A 13,834-nucleotide genomic window follows, 5' to 3' on the forward strand; every position below is an offset into this window, starting at 1 on the left:
TGCCCATAAGCCGGACACGGCTTGAACGAGCATTGCGAGCCGATGAAATTCGGTTTGCAGTGCACTATATAGAACTTACGCCGCCAAGCGGTGTCATAGTTCGAAAACTGCCGGGCCTTGCACCCGGCGTGGATGGAGAGCGCCTATGCCTGCTGTGCAGGAGACCATTGATCAGGTCCGTCAGATCGACGTGGACCAGTATAAATACGGTTTCGAGACGATCATCGAAATGGACAAGGCCCCGCGTGGCCTGTCTGAAGACACGATCCGTTTCATCTCGGCCAAGAAGGAAGAGCCCGAATGGATGCTTGAATGGCGTCTGGAGGCGTTCCGCCGTTGGCTGACGCTTGAAGAGCCCAATTGGGCGCGCGTCAATTATCCGAAGATCGACTTTCAGGACATCCATTACTACGCGGCGCCCAAAAGCACGCCTGGACCAAGCTCACTTGCTGAGGTCGATCCCGAGCTATTGCGCGTTTACGAGAAGCTCGGCATCCCGCTTCGTGAACAGGAAATTCTGGCCGGAGTCGAAAAGCCTGCCGCCAGCGCTGATGGCGAGACCATCGAAGATGGCGAGGAAAGCGACAACATCTACAAATCTGGCCGTGTTGCAGTCGATGCGGTGTTTGATTCCGTGTCTGTCGTCACGACCTTCAAGAAAGAGCTTGCTCAGGCAGGCGTTATTTTCTGCGCGATATCGGAAGCCATTCGCGAACATCCGGAACTGGTGAAGAAATATATCGGCTCGGTCGTACCCACGAGCGATAATTACTATGCAACGCTCAACTCGGCGGTCTTCACCGACGGTTCCTTCGTGTTCGTGCCTAAAGGCGTGCGGTGCCCGATGGAATTGTCGACATATTTCCGCATAAACGAAAAGAACACCGGCCAGTTCGAGCGCACGCTGATCATCGTGGAAGAGGGCGGCTACGTGTCCTACCTCGAAGGCTGCACAGCGCCTCAGCGCGATGAGAACCAGTTGCATGCCGCCGTGGTGGAGCTGGTGGCACTTGATGATGCCGAGATCAAATACTCGACCGTCCAGAACTGGTATCCGGGCGATGCGAACGGCAAGGGCGGCATCTACAATTTCGTCACCAAACGCGGCGATTGCCGGGGTGACCGCTCGAAAATTTCGTGGACGCAGGTCGAAACTGGTTCCGCGATTACCTGGAAGTACCCGTCCTGCATCCTGCGTGGCGATGACAGCCAGGGCGAGTTTTACTCGATCGCCGTCTCCAATGGCTACCAGCAGATCGACAGCGGCACCAAGATGATCCATCTCGGTAAAAACACCAAGAGCCGCATCATCTCCAAGGGTATTGCCGCAGGCTTCTCGCAAAACACCTATCGCGGGCAGGTCTCGGCACATCGCAAAGCAACGAACGCACGTAATTTCACCAATTGCGATTCGCTGCTGATCGGCAATAATTGCGGTGCCCACACGGTCCCTTACATCGAGGCGAAAAACGCATCGGCGCAGTTCGAGCACGAAGCGACAACCTCAAAGATTTCCGACGATCAGAAGTTTTACGTCATGCAGCGCGGCATTCCTGAAGAGGAAGCAATTGCGCTCATCGTCAATGGCTTCGTCAAGGAAGTGATCCAGGAACTACCTATGGAATTCGCGGTAGAAGCGCAGAAACTCATCGGTATTTCGCTCGAAGGCTCGGTCGGCTGAGCCGACCCAAAGAATATTCAGGACAGACATATGCTTGAGATCAAGAACCTGCACGCCTGCATCGCCTCTGATGGCACCGAAATCATTCGCGGACTGAACCTCACGGTAAAGGCCGGCGAAGTCGCGGCCATTATGGGGCCGAATGGCTCGGGAAAATCCACGCTCTCCTACGTTCTCGCAGGCCGTGATGACTATGAAGTGACCGAGGGCGAAGTTATCTTCAACGGCCAGAACATCCTTGAGATGGATCCTGCCGAACGCGCCGCGACTGGCATCTTTCTGGCTTTCCAATATCCGATGGAAATACCAGGTGTGGCCACCATGGAGTTTCTCAAAGTGGCAATGAACGCGCAGCGTAAGGCGCGCGGCGAAGAACCTTTGAAGATCCCGGAATTCATCAGGCGCGTTAAGGAAGCTGCCGCTTCTCTGGAAATGGACATGGCGATGCTCAAGCGTCCGCTCAATGTCGGGTTTTCCGGCGGTGAAAAGAAGCGCGCTGAAATCCTTCAGATGAAATTGCTGGAGCCGAAGCTCTGCGTGCTGGACGAGACCGACAGCGGGCTCGACATTGATGCGCTGAAGATCGTCGCTGACGGCGTCAACGCATTGCGTTCGCCAGATCGTGCGGTTGTGGTCATCACCCACTATCAGCGCCTGCTTGATTACATCGTGCCAGACACCGTTCATGTTCTCTACAAGGGGCAGGTGATCAAGTCGGGCGACAAGACACTTGCACATGAGCTGGAAGCCAATGGCTATGCCGGCATCATCGGCGAAGCCGCCTGAGGGGTGTCCATGAACATGCACGCAACAACCCAACCCCAGCGCACACAGGCCGAAACGGCTCTGTTTGCTGCTTATGAGGCTCTCGCCTCGGATCTGCCGGGCAATCCTGATGTCACCACAGCACGTGGCGACGCGCTTGCGCTTTTGAGTAACGGTCTGCCGACGCGCCGTGTCGAGGCCTGGCATTACACGGATCTGCGACGTCTTTTGTCCAGTGTTCCAGAGCGCAATGCAGGCGCGACCGTCAAGAAGCTCTCCGCCTTGCTCGAAGGTTCAACCGTGTTGACGGTTGCCAATGGTCTGGCGTCAACGGATTTGCCTCGTCAACCGGGTGTCACTTTCCAGCGACTTGAAGAGAAGCTGCAAGATGGCAGCCTCGCGCCCGCCATGGTCACGATTGGTTCAGATGACGCGATAGGTGCGCTCAACGTTGCCTTTGTGGCAGACGGATATTGCGTTGATGTCGCTGCCGGTACCAAGGTTGATGCGCCCATCGAATTGCAGAACATCCAGATGGGTGGCCAGACGCATAGCCGTTTTCCAGTAAATGTCGGTGATGGCGCAACGGTCATGATCGTCGAGCGCCAGACAGGCGAAGGTGCGAGCCTGTCCACCTCCGTCAGCCACCTGACTGTAGGCGAGGGCGCTAATGTCACTTGGTTGATCATCCAGGATCTTGCCGATACGGCCACCTATCTCGGCCAGTTCAACGCAGAGATCGGCAAAGACGCGCAACTGAATCTCTTCTTCATGAATGCCGGCGGCAAGCTGGTTCGTCAGGAAGTGCGCGTTGGGGTCAAGGGCGAAGGTTCAGACTTCCAGATGCGCGGTGTCAACCTTCTCTCAGGCGCTGCACATACTGATGTGACCATGGTCTTGGACCATACGGTGCCCAACACAGGCTCGCGTCAGTTGATCCGCAATGTCGTCACCGACAAAGCGCATGGTGTGTTCCAGGGGCGCATCAATGTGCATCAGATTGCGCAGAAGACAGACGCCAAAATGGCTTGCAACACGCTTCTGCTTTCGGATGATGGCGAGTTTTCGTCAAAGCCGGAACTGGAGATCTTCGCAGATGATGTTCAGTGCGGGCATGGCGCAACGGTCAAGGAAATAGATCACAACCATCTTTTCTACCTGATGGCGCGTGGCATTGACGAGCGCTCGGCGCGCGGTCTTCTGATCAAGGCGTTTTTGGCCGAAGTGATTGAGGAGCTTGAAGGTGAAGCTATCATCGAGGCGCTGGAGCAGCGGCTTGAAGACTGGTTCGCTAAGCACGGGTAGGCCTTGGGGGGTGACCCCCTTTGGGCTTATCCGTGGAGCAGGGTTGGCGAGCCACCAAGGACGCAATACAAAGGCAAAGTGCAGTGGACCACACACCCATTCCCTATGATGTCGAAGCGATCCGCCGGGACTTTCCGATCCTGTCAACGGAAGTCTATGGCAAGCCGCTGGTCTATCTCGACAATGGCGCATCTGCCCAAAAGCCACAGTCCGTCATTGATGCCGTAACGCACGCTTATTCCAGTGAATATGCCAATGTGCATCGCGGCCTGCATTTTCTCTCAAATGCCGCAACCGATGCCTATGAGAAATCGCGTGAAACCGTGCGCCGTTTCCTCAATGCAGGCAGTGTTGATGAGATCGTTTTCACATCCAACGCAACGGCGGCCATCAACACGGTCGCCTATGGTTTTGGCATGCCCAATATCAGCGAGGGCGATGAAATTGTACTGTCCATCATGGAGCATCACTCTAACATCGTGCCTTGGCATTTCATCCGCGAGCGACAGGGCGCAAAGCTGGTCTGGGTGCCGGTGGATGATCTGGGCGAACTCCATATCGAAGAATTCGAAAAGCGGCTGACAGACCGTACCAAGCTTGTCGCAATCACCCACATGTCGAATGCGCTCGGCACGGTGACCCCGATCAAGGAAATGGTGCGCATCGCACATGCGCGTGGCATTCCCGTTCTGGTCGATGGCAGCCAGAGTGCGGTTCACATGCCTGTTGATGTGCAGGATCTTGACTGCGACTTTTTCATTTTCACCGGTCACAAGGTCTACGGACCTTCCGGTATAGGCGTGCTTTACGGCAAAAAACACATGCTGGAGCGCATGCGGCCCTTTCAGGGTGGCGGCGAAATGATCGTTGAGGTCAGTGAGGATCAGGTCACCTACAATGATCCCCCGCATCGTTTTGAAGCAGGCACACCGCCCATCGTACAGGCAATCGGGTTGGGTGCTGCTCTGGAATATATGGAAAGCGTCGGGCGCGAGCGTATCGCAGTTCATGAGGCTGACCTGAAAATCTATGCGCATGAACGGCTGGGCGCCATCAACTCATTGCGCATAATCGGCAATGCACCCGGCAAGGGAGCGATCATTTCCTTTGAATTGCAGGGCATTCACGCGCATGATGTCTCGATGGTGATTGACCGTCAGGGGGTGGCAGTGCGTGCCGGCACCCATTGCGCACAACCGCTGTTGAAACGCTTCGGCGTAACCTCCACATGCAGGGCATCGTTTGGCATGTACAACACGCGCGCAGAAGTCGATCTGCTGGCGGAAGCGCTGGAAAAGGCGCGAAAGTTTTTTGGATGAGCAAGACAATGGACGAGCCTCAGACAACCGAAATCTCCGAAGCAAGCACTGCTGCTGCGGAAGGTGAAAAATCCAACAAGGTGTTATCTGCGTCCATCATTCCCGCCGATGAGCTGGCGCGCTTGACCGATGACATCGTGCTGGCGCTTAAGACCGTCTACGATCCTGAAATTCCGTCAGACATTTATGAACTCGGCCTGATTTACAAAATCGACATCGAAGATGACCGCACCGTCAAAATCGACATGACCCTCACAGCGCCTGGGTGCCCTGTCGCTGGCGAAATGCCAGGCTGGGTCCAGAATGCGGTGGGAACCGTGGAAGGTGTTTCTGATGTTGAAGTCAACATGACCTTCGACCCGCCCTGGACACCCGACCGCATGTCGGAAGAAGCTCAGGTCGCCGTCGGCTGGTACTGATTGGTTGCGTTTGCGACGAATCTTCCCCATCTTTGGTGGAACACACAGCATTCGGCGGGGCTTGAACCCGCAGGGAATGAGAGGCTAGGAAAAAATGGCACGTTTTGCAGTCATCACCATGACCGACCGGGCCGCCGCGCGTGTGCGAGAGATCATGGCCACCCGTGACAATGCGCAGGGCATTCGCCTTGGTATCAAGAAGGGCGGCTGTGCGGGCATGGAATATACCGTCGATCTGGTAACGGAAGCCAAGGCCGGCGACGACCACATCGAGCATGACGACGCGCATGTTTATGTCGCACCGGAGGCGGCGTTGTTCCTTCTTGGCACCCAGATGGATTTTGAGCAGACCACGCTGCGCACCGGTTTCACTTTCCACAATCCTAACCAAAGCTCGGCCTGTGGCTGTGGTGAATCGGTCGAGCTCAAGCCGGCCGATCTCAAAGAGCTGGCCGCAGCCCGCGCCCAAAGCGCCGCCTGATCATACTGGAGCCGTGCCTTGGACCACGCGGCGATCACCGACCTCTTCGCCCAGCTCGGACCAGTGCAGATCAAACGATTGTTTGGTGGCAAGGGCATCTATTTCGAAGGTGTTATCATAGCCATCGAACTGCGCGATGAGCTGATGCTCAAAGGCGACGCGCAACTTGCCCCGGAATTAGCCGCTGCCGGCTGCACGCAGTGGTCTTATACTGGCAAGCGCCACGGCAAACTGGTTTCCATGCCCTACTGGTCGGTACCAGACGAAGCTGTCGACGACCCCCATGAAATGGCAAACTGGGCGCGCAAATCGTTTGAAGCGGGCCTACGGTCGGCCAAGTAGTGGGAACGGCGTTGCCGGCTCCAGCTAAATCTTGGCCGAAACCTTCATGAAGGCTGGCATCTCATCGCCAAAACCGATCGTGCCGTCATCATCCTGCTCGCGCTGGCGACGGTTTTGTTCGGTGCGGTCAGGGCGCCCGCCATTACGATCATCGCGACGCGGGCGGTCATTGCGCGGTTGCTCAGCATTGCGCGGCTGGTCAGTATTGCGTGGCTGCTCAGCACTGCGCTGCGCCTTGCGTTCGCTGTTGTCAGCACGCGTGCGTTGTTCCACGGGTGCTGGCGCAATCGGCGCTGCTTCTGCCGGCTGTGGAGCCGTCGATGCATCGGTGGCAGGTGTAGAAGTTGATCTGCCCCCACGCTCGCGACCACGTGGCTTTCGGTCTCCATCACCCTTGCGGCCAGCACGCTGTGGTGCACCGCGGCCACGGCGTGGCGCCTCGTCTTCGCCTTCACTGGCAACGACCGTGGAAAGATCGCCGTCATGCCATTCAATTTCATGGCCGGTCAGCTTTTCGATGGCTGCAAGGTATTTCGCATCAGACTTGGTAGCGATGGTAAATGCCTTGCCAGATCGTCCGGCGCGGCCTGTGCGGCCAATGCGGTGAACATAATCTTCGGCATGGATCGGCACATCATAGTTGAAGACGTGGCTGACATCGGGAATATCAAGCCCGCGCGCCGCGACGTCGGACGCGACCAGAAGCTTCAGCTTGCCGTCTCGAAAGCTGCTCAGCATCTGCATGCGCGCGCGCTGGTCCATGTCGCCATGCAGCGCGCCGGCGTCAAACTCATATTTGATCAGCGAGCGGAACAGTTCCGATACTTCCACCTTGCGGTTGCAGAAGATGATGGCGTTCTTTAGCCCTTCGGATTCCGCAACGATGAGGTCACGCAATACCGCCCGTTTATCCCACGGCTTGGTACCGGACTTGACCAGCCGCTGGGTGATGTTTTCGCCGGTGCTGGCAGCCTTCGATACTTCAACGCGCACAGGGGCGTGCAGGAACTTCTCGGTCAGCTTGGTAATCTCAGGCGGCATGGTGGCCGAGAAGAACAATGTCTGACGAGTTAGCGAAGGGATCATCTCGCAAATGCGTTCGATGTCGGGGATGAAACCCATATCGAGCATGCGATCGGCTTCGTCGATGACAAGGATTTCCACACCATTGAGCAACAGTTTGCCACGTTCGCTGTGGTCGAGCAGGCGCCCTGGTGTCGCGATCAACACATCGGCGCCGCGCTCCAGCTTCTTGTTCTGCTCCTCGAACGACACGCCGCCGATCAGAAGCGCGATGTTCAGCCTCGGAAAATTCTTGCCGTACTTGATAAAATTCTCTTCGACCTGAGCGGCAAGCTCGCGGGTTGGCTCGAGGATCAGCGTGCGCGGCATTCTTGCCCGGGCGCGACCCTTTTCCAGCCGCGTCAGCATAGGCAGCACGAAAGAGGCTGTCTTGCCGGTCCCGGTCTGGGCGATACCCAAAACGTCCTTGCCCTGCAGGGCGTGGGGAATGGCGCCGGCCTGGATCGGCGTCGGCACGGTGTAGCCGGCGTCGGTGACGGCGGAAAGAACCTTCGGCGAAAGGCCAAGGTCTGCAAAGGTCAACGCATCTGGCGCGGTCTGTTCGTCTGAAGACAAGTGTTTGGCTGCTTTGTGTTCGGGGCTGACTGTTCGGGGCATGTTCTGCCGCGGCAGACGCCACGCGCCTGCAATAGATGATATGGCGATACGGGCAGGGCTGCAGTTTGTCAACACAAACCGCCTTTATCGCGCTATCGCAACGCTGCTAACCTTAATTCCGGCAGATCATTTGGAGCAACAGGTGCCGCAAGGTCAGTAGCGGAACTGCTCGTTGAGAATGCGCTCGTTCCATGAATGGCTGGCGTCAAACAACAAAGTAGCGGTCTTTTCGGTCGACTGGCAAACAGTGACGGATGCAACTGATTTGAATTCGCTGTGGTCCGCCGCGACGTTCACGGGCCGCTTATCGCCTTCCAGAATGTCAAAGCGCACGGTCGATTTTGCCGGTATCAGTGCGCCACGCCAGCGACGAGGCCGAAAGGGGCTGACCGGCGTCAGCGCCAGAAGCGGTGCGTCCAGCGGCAGGATCGGCCCATGAGCAGAAAGATTATAGGCGGTCGAGCCGGCAGGCGTCGCCACCATCACGCCGTCGCAGGACAGTTCCTCCAACCGCACTTTTCCGTCAATGGAAATCCGGATCTTGGCTGTCTGGTAGGATTGCCGCCACAGCGCCACCTCGTTAATGGCGAGCGCCTCGCTTTTAGTCCCATCAGCGGCAATGGTTTCCATTGCCAGTGGGCGGATGGTTTCCGAAGACGCCGCCTCAATCCGCTCAATAAGCCCATTCTCGCGAAAACTGTTCATCAAAAATCCGACCGTGCCCCGGTTCATGCCGTAGACCGGCTTCCCCGTGCCCATCGTCTCGCGCAGCGTCTGCAGCAAGAACCCGTCGCCGCCAAGTGCCACCACAACATCGGCATCATTGACGTCAACCTGACCGTAACGCCCGGCAAGTTGGCCAACGGCGGCGCGCGCATCGTCCGCATCGGACGAGACGAACGCAAATTTCATTTTAGGATTGCTCATCGGGCCTGATCAATTCACTTTGGACGTACAACGCCTGTTGGGTTAGCACGCGCCATTGCAGGCTGCAAAGGATGCGGCCACCGAGCAGGAAAAGGAGATAAGAGATGAAAATTGATGGAAGCTGCCACTGTGGTAAGATCACGTATGAAGCTGAGGTCGACCCGGCAAAGGTCTCGATCTGCCACTGTGTCGATTGCCAGAAGTTCACTGGCACCGCGTTTCGTGTCACCGTTCCTGTGTCTGAAAACGATTTTCACCTTCTCTCTGGAGAACCGAAAATCTACGTGAAAACCGCCGAAAGCGGCAACAAGCGCGCGCAGGCTTTTTGCGGCGACTGCGGTTCACAGTTTTACGCCACATCAGTGGGCGATGGCTCAAAAGTTTACGGAGTACGTACCGGAACCGCCCGCCAGCGCACGCAGCTGGTGCCAAAAGTGCAGACTTGGCACGAGGAAGCGCTGCCTTGGCTGCCGGAGCTTGCCTGCGTGGAAACCACCTTCGAACGCCAAAGCTGACAGGGCAGATGGAGGCTGGATCTCCCGATGTCAGCCAGGCGCTACCACATTTTCGCTTTACTGGCGCGTCGATTATCGGTAACCGGTGCGCCGCAGTGCCCTTGTAGCTCAGATGGTAGAGCAGCGGTTTTGTAAACCGAAGGTCGCGGGTTCGATTCCTGCCGGGGGCACCAGCCTTTCACATTTTGCGGATAGTCGGCACGACCAGCGGGTTTTCTGCCCGGCGCAATTTTTATCATGAACCTTTCCTCCGCCCGTTGCGACTGACGAGTATGAAGCGGATCGACCGCTTCCTCGCACGGAGGTTTTCACCATGTCGTTCAAGCGCACTTTTGCTACCGCTCTATTCGCCCTTAGCCTTTCGGTTGGCGCCCTCGCCAGTTCCAGCCAGTCGTCACAGGCGGCAGGCCTGACGCCCGGCGAAGCGGCGGCTCTTGCCGGTGTTGGCGGCTTCATCATTGGCGCCACCATTGGCGGCGGTCCGGGCTATGTTGATGACGGCTATTACTATCGCCCGCATCATGGCCGTGCCTACGGCTGGGAACGCCACGTACGTCGCTGCTATGCCCGCTACCGCAGCTATGACCACCGCAGCGACACCTTTGTCGACCGCCACGGCTACGAACGCCGCTGCCGGCTTTAGGAACTAGAGGACATGCAATCGGAAAGGCGAGGGGGGCGGCGCAGGCCGCTTTCCTTGCATTGACGTGGGTGTACAGCGAGGGACCCCCGCGGACTGCGACTGCCGACCAGTGTAGCAGGCGTTTCAGGGCACCACGCCGCCAATCAACGCCGTCACCGTCGCCGCAGCCGTACGCACCAGCGGGCCGAACCGCAAAACCTGCTCGGGAGTAACCCGCACCGTTGGCCCGGAGATCGAAATGCCGGCAATCGGTTCGCCAAATTCGTTGAAAATGGCGGATGCGATGCAGCGCATGCCGGCATTGCGCTCTTCATCGTCGACTGCATAGCCGCGCTGGCGGATGGCTGAAAGGTTTTCGGCCAGTGCGCCTGCTTCAGTCAATGTATTGAGCGTATAGGCAGGCAGGTTGCGTGCCAGAAGGGCGGCCCGGCGCGGTTCGGCAAGATGCGCCAGAATGGCCTTGCCGATGCCTGATGCATGGAATGACCCGGCGGTACCCGGGCGGAAGAAGGCGCGGATCGCCTCATGCGTTTCTACTTGGCTGATAAACACCACGCCATCTTCTTCGGCGACGCCCAGATTTGCGGTCTCGCCGGTCTCTTCCATCAGCGCCTGCATGATGCTGCGTGCCCTGTCCGCCAGCTTGCGCCGGCGCAGGAAGGCCGAACCCATCCGATAGGTCCCGACGCCAATGGACCAGAGTTGCGGGCCGGGCTCGAACTCCACCATCTTGTGCGCCTCAAGCGTGGTGAGCATGCGGTAGGCGGTCGACGGGGCAAGCTCTGCGGCAGCAGCAAGTTCGCTGAGCGACAGCCCGTCGCCTTCGGCCACGACAGAAAGCACTCTGAGCGCACGGTCGAGCGCCTGCACCGGCCCCGCATCGACAGGCACCTTGAAAGCGCGCGGTCTTCCGCGCTGGCGTTTTTCGGTCAACGGCATCGGTAAGGTCCTCAAAAATGGTCTTCCACAGCGTAAAAAAGTTTTTCAAAAATTCCAATATCGGATGTGTGAAAAACATAAAACATCGAAAAAACAAGTAGATGATAATTTCATTCAGAAATGGAAAAATATTCTGAAAAAGTTGAACACCGTGGTTGAACACGGCACAGTCTGATCAGATAAATCCGAAAGGACGAAAAATGGCCAGGATGCGCGCCGTTGATGCGGCAGTTCTCGTGTTGGAAAAAGAGGGGATCGACTGTGCTTTCGGGGTGCCCGGCGCGGCGATCAATCCGTTCTATGCAGCGCTGAAGGCCCGAGGCTCCATCCGGCATATCCTTGCCCGTCATGTCGAGGCGGCGTCCCATATGGCTGAGGGTTATACCCGCGCCAGCGCCGGCAATATCGGGCTGTGCATCGGCACGTCCGGTCCGGCCGGAACCGACATGATTACGGGGCTTTATTCGGCCTCTGCAGATTCCATCCCGATCCTCTGCGTCACCGGGCAGGCGCCGCGCGCGCGGCTGAACAAGGAGGATTTTCAGGCCGTCGATATAGCCTCCATCGCAAAACCCGTCACCAAATGGGCGGTGACCGTGATGGAGCCCTACCAGGTCCCGATGGCCTTTGCGCAGGCTTTTCACCTGATGCGCTCGGGTCGCCCCGGGCCCGTGCTGATCGACCTGCCGGTTGATGTCCAATTGGCCGAGATCGAGTTTGACATCGAGACCTACGCGTCGCTACCGATCTACAAACCCGAAATCACCCGGGCGCAGGCCGAAAAGGCGCTTGCCATGCTGAACGCCGCTGAACGTCCGCTCATTGTCGCCGGCGGCGGCATCATCAACGCTGACGCTTCGGACCTCCTGATCGAATTCGCCGAAATCACCGGAGTGCCGGTTGTGCCGACGCTGATGGGCTGGGGCACGATCCCCGACGACCATCCGCTGATGGCCGGCATGTGCGGTCTGCAGACTTCACATCGATATGGCAATGCGACCATGCTGGCTTCCGATTTTGTGCTGGGCATCGGCAACCGCTGGGCCAATCGGCACACCGGCACCGTCGAAAAATACACTGCCGGCAAAAAGTTTATCCATGTCGACATCGAGCCGACGCAGATTGGCCGCGTCTTCGCTCCGGATTTCGGAATTGTATCCGATGCAGGCAAGGCATTGAAAATGTTACTCGATGTGGCAACGGAGTGGAAAATTGCCGGCAACCTCAGAGACTGGTCAGAATGGACCAGCGCTTGCCAGAAGCGCAAGAGGACGATGAAACGCAAGACCCACTTTGCCAATGTGCCGCTGAAGCCGCAGCGGATCTATGAGGAGATGAACAAGGCATTTGGCCGCGACACCTGCTATGTGTCGACGATTGGGCTTAGCCAGATTGCCGGCGCCCAGTTTCTGCATGTCTACAAACCGCGTAACTGGATCAATTGTGGTCAGGCCGGCCCACTCGGCTGGACCCTGCCGGCAGCGCTGGGTGTGCGTGCGGCAGACCCAGACCGGCCCATCGTCGCGCTGTCAGGAGACTATGATTTCCAGTTCATGATCGAGGAACTGGCAGTCGGTGCGCAGCATAAACTGCCATATATTCATATAGTTGTGAACAATGCCTATCTCGGCCTGATCCGCCAGGCTCAGCGCGGTTTCGATATGGATTTCGAGGTTAGCCTCGCCTTCGACAACATCAACACGATTGGCCATGCAGAGGTTGGCTATGGTGTCGATCACGTGGGAGTAGCCGAGGCGATGGGCTGCAAGGCGTTAAGGGTGAGAAGGCCGGAAGAATTTGCCAGGGCGTTTGCGCAGGCCCAGGAACTGATGGACGAACACCAGGTGCCGGTCGTTCTCGAGTTCATCCTGGAACGGGTAACGAACATTTCGATGGGCACCGAAATCGATGCCGTTGTAGAGTTCGAGGATCTGGCCGCCGCCAATGAGGATGCGCCAACCGCGATTGCGCTGCTTGATTGAGATCAGATGCTAACCAACTGAACCAAAAGAGTTTATGGACCGCGAAATGCCCCGAAAAATTAGCGCCAATCTGTCGATGCTGTTTACCGAGCACGATTTCCTTGACCGTTTCGACGCCGCAGCCCACGCGGGTTTTACCGGTGTGGAATATATCGGCCCCTATGATTTTGCGCCCGAAATGGTCGCCGAGCGGCTGCAGCGCAACGGGCTGAAGCAGGTTCTGTTCAATCTGCCTGTAGGCGACTGGGCGGCAGGCGAGCGCGGCATTGCTATTCTGCCGGACCGGGTCGACGAGTTCCGTCGCGGCGTCGACACCGCTATCACCTATGCGAATGCGCTCTCATGCCCTCAGGTGAACTGCCTCGCTGGCATAATTCCGCGAGATGTTTCAGATGATGTCCTTGCGGAAACATTCATTAGCAATTTATCATATGCATCTGAAAAGCTTGCAGAATCAAATATTAAGCTCTTGATCGAGCCGATCAATACGCGTGACATTCCAGGCTTTTACCTCACTGCGTCGGCGCAGGCACTGGGGCTGATTGCCCACATCGGCAGCAGCAATCTGTACCTGCAATACGACATTTATCACATGCAGATCATGGAGGGAGATCTCGCTCCGACGCTTTCCAAAAACATCGACCGCATCGCCCACATCCAGATTGCCGACAATCCGGGACGCCACGAACCGGGCACCGGAGAGATTAATTTCCCGTTTCTGTTCAAGCACTTGGCAAGCGTCGGATACACCGGTTGGATCGGCGCTGAATACAGACCGCAGGCCGGCACCGAGGCCGGCCTCGGATGGCTTGAAGAGATGAAGCAGAGCTGAGGAA

Annotated in this window: 14 protein-coding genes and 1 tRNA gene; 12 read left to right on the plus strand and 3 right to left on the minus strand. The window is 57.4% G+C overall.

The window, feature by feature from the left end; genetic code table 11:
• Nucleotides 1-145: 145 nt before the first annotated feature.
• The 7 genes from sufB (at nucleotide 146) to GA830_RS13510 (ending at nucleotide 6,312) form a co-directional block, all read left to right on the plus strand.
• Nucleotides 146-1,681, plus strand: coding sequence for a Fe-S cluster assembly protein SufB (gene sufB / locus GA830_RS13480; protein WP_195162342.1), 1,536 nt, complete (start codon nucleotides 146-148; stop codon nucleotides 1,679-1,681).
• Between the two features lie 30 nt (nucleotides 1,682-1,711).
• Nucleotides 1,712-2,467 (plus strand): Fe-S cluster assembly ATPase SufC, encoded by a 756-nt coding sequence (sufC, locus tag GA830_RS13485; protein WP_195162343.1) that lies wholly within the window; start codon nucleotides 1,712-1,714, stop codon nucleotides 2,465-2,467.
• Between the two features lie 9 nt (nucleotides 2,468-2,476).
• Nucleotides 2,477-3,751, plus strand: a complete 1,275-nt coding sequence (sufD, locus tag GA830_RS13490; protein ID WP_195162344.1) for a Fe-S cluster assembly protein SufD — start codon at nucleotides 2,477-2,479, stop codon at nucleotides 3,749-3,751.
• Nucleotides 3,752-3,834: 83 nt separating this feature from the next.
• On the plus strand, nucleotides 3,835-5,070 hold the full coding sequence (locus GA830_RS13495) for a cysteine desulfurase (protein ID WP_195162345.1): 1,236 nt from the start codon (nucleotides 3,835-3,837) through the stop codon (nucleotides 5,068-5,070).
• On the plus strand, nucleotides 5,067-5,489 hold the full coding sequence (locus GA830_RS13500) for an SUF system Fe-S cluster assembly protein (RefSeq protein WP_195162346.1): 423 nt from the start codon (nucleotides 5,067-5,069) through the stop codon (nucleotides 5,487-5,489). The genes GA830_RS13495 and GA830_RS13500 overlap by 4 nt, the downstream gene beginning before the upstream one ends.
• A gap of 94 nt (nucleotides 5,490-5,583) precedes the next feature.
• Nucleotides 5,584-5,970: a Fe-S cluster assembly scaffold SufA gene (gene sufA, locus GA830_RS13505; protein ID WP_195162347.1), complete on the plus strand. Its 387-nt coding sequence runs from the start codon at nucleotides 5,584-5,586 to the stop codon at nucleotides 5,968-5,970.
• Between the two features lie 18 nt (nucleotides 5,971-5,988).
• Nucleotides 5,989-6,312, plus strand: coding sequence for a TfoX/Sxy family protein (locus GA830_RS13510; RefSeq protein WP_195162348.1), 324 nt, complete (start codon nucleotides 5,989-5,991; stop codon nucleotides 6,310-6,312).
• A 24-nt stretch (nucleotides 6,313-6,336) separates the two neighbouring features.
• On the opposite strand, the gene GA830_RS13515 is transcribed toward GA830_RS13510, so the two are convergent.
• Both GA830_RS13515 and GA830_RS13520 read right to left on the minus strand, forming a co-directional pair.
• The gene (locus tag GA830_RS13515; RefSeq protein ID WP_195162349.1) at nucleotides 6,337-7,950 is read right to left on the minus strand and encodes a DEAD/DEAH box helicase; all 1,614 of its coding nucleotides are present in this window, start codon (nucleotides 7,948-7,950) and stop codon (nucleotides 6,337-6,339) included.
• A 195-nt stretch (nucleotides 7,951-8,145) separates the two neighbouring features.
• A complete protein-coding gene (locus GA830_RS13520; protein ID WP_374939269.1) occupies nucleotides 8,146-8,904 on the minus strand; it encodes an NAD kinase in 759 nt (252 codons plus the stop codon).
• Nucleotides 8,905-9,023: 119 nt separating this feature from the next.
• Here GA830_RS13520 and GA830_RS13525 point away from each other — a divergent pair, with 119 nt between their 5' ends.
• The 3 genes from GA830_RS13525 (at nucleotide 9,024) to GA830_RS13535 (ending at nucleotide 10,077) form a co-directional block, all read left to right on the plus strand.
• Nucleotides 9,024-9,434, plus strand: coding sequence for a GFA family protein (locus GA830_RS13525; RefSeq protein ID WP_195162351.1), 411 nt, complete (start codon nucleotides 9,024-9,026; stop codon nucleotides 9,432-9,434).
• Between the two features lie 97 nt (nucleotides 9,435-9,531).
• A tRNA-Thr gene (locus GA830_RS13530) sits at nucleotides 9,532-9,607 on the plus strand.
• A 140-nt stretch (nucleotides 9,608-9,747) separates the two neighbouring features.
• Complete coding sequence (locus tag GA830_RS13535) at nucleotides 9,748-10,077, plus strand: BA14K family protein (RefSeq protein ID WP_195162352.1); 330 nt, start codon at nucleotides 9,748-9,750, stop codon at nucleotides 10,075-10,077.
• A gap of 123 nt (nucleotides 10,078-10,200) precedes the next feature.
• Here GA830_RS13535 and bhcR read toward each other — a convergent pair whose 3' ends face one another.
• Nucleotides 10,201-11,016, minus strand: a complete 816-nt coding sequence (gene bhcR / locus GA830_RS13540; protein ID WP_195162353.1) for an HTH-type transcriptional regulator BhcR — start codon at nucleotides 11,014-11,016, stop codon at nucleotides 10,201-10,203.
• Nucleotides 11,017-11,216: 200 nt separating this feature from the next.
• Between bhcR and gcl the strand changes: the two genes are divergently transcribed.
• Together gcl and hyi are read left to right on the plus strand one after the other, a co-directional pair.
• Nucleotides 11,217-12,998 (plus strand): glyoxylate carboligase, encoded by a 1,782-nt coding sequence (gene gcl / locus GA830_RS13545; protein ID WP_195162354.1) that lies wholly within the window; start codon nucleotides 11,217-11,219, stop codon nucleotides 12,996-12,998.
• A gap of 46 nt (nucleotides 12,999-13,044) precedes the next feature.
• A complete protein-coding gene (gene hyi / locus GA830_RS13550) occupies nucleotides 13,045-13,830 on the plus strand; it encodes a hydroxypyruvate isomerase (protein ID WP_195162355.1) in 786 nt (261 codons plus the stop codon).
• Nucleotides 13,831-13,834 lie beyond the last annotated feature (4 nt).

Source organism: Mesorhizobium sp. NBSH29 (genome assembly GCF_015500055.1).
Lineage (GTDB): Bacteria > Pseudomonadota > Alphaproteobacteria > Rhizobiales > Rhizobiaceae > Neomesorhizobium.

Coding starts and splice junctions, on each gene's coding strand:
- gcl (WP_195162354.1), top strand. CDS start 11,217: ATGGCCAGGATGCGCGCCGTTGATGCGGCAGTTCTCGTGTTGGAAAAA.
- sufD (WP_195162344.1), top strand. CDS start 2,477: ATGAACATGCACGCAACAACCCAACCCCAGCGCACACAGGCCGAAACG.
- hyi (WP_195162355.1), top strand. CDS start 13,045: ATGCCCCGAAAAATTAGCGCCAATCTGTCGATGCTGTTTACCGAGCAC.
- sufB (WP_195162342.1), top strand. CDS start 146: ATGCCTGCTGTGCAGGAGACCATTGATCAGGTCCGTCAGATCGACGTG.
- sufC (WP_195162343.1), top strand. CDS start 1,712: ATGCTTGAGATCAAGAACCTGCACGCCTGCATCGCCTCTGATGGCACC.
- bhcR (WP_195162353.1), bottom strand. CDS start 11,016: ATGCCGTTGACCGAAAAACGCCAGCGCGGAAGACCGCGCGCTTTCAAG.
- GA830_RS13520 (WP_374939269.1), bottom strand. CDS start 8,904: ATGAAATTTGCGTTCGTCTCGTCCGATGCGGACGATGCGCGCGCCGCC.
- GA830_RS13525 (WP_195162351.1), top strand. CDS start 9,024: ATGAAAATTGATGGAAGCTGCCACTGTGGTAAGATCACGTATGAAGCT.
- GA830_RS13535 (WP_195162352.1), top strand. CDS start 9,748: ATGTCGTTCAAGCGCACTTTTGCTACCGCTCTATTCGCCCTTAGCCTT.
- sufA (WP_195162347.1), top strand. CDS start 5,584: ATGGCACGTTTTGCAGTCATCACCATGACCGACCGGGCCGCCGCGCGT.
- GA830_RS13500 (WP_195162346.1), top strand. CDS start 5,067: ATGAGCAAGACAATGGACGAGCCTCAGACAACCGAAATCTCCGAAGCA.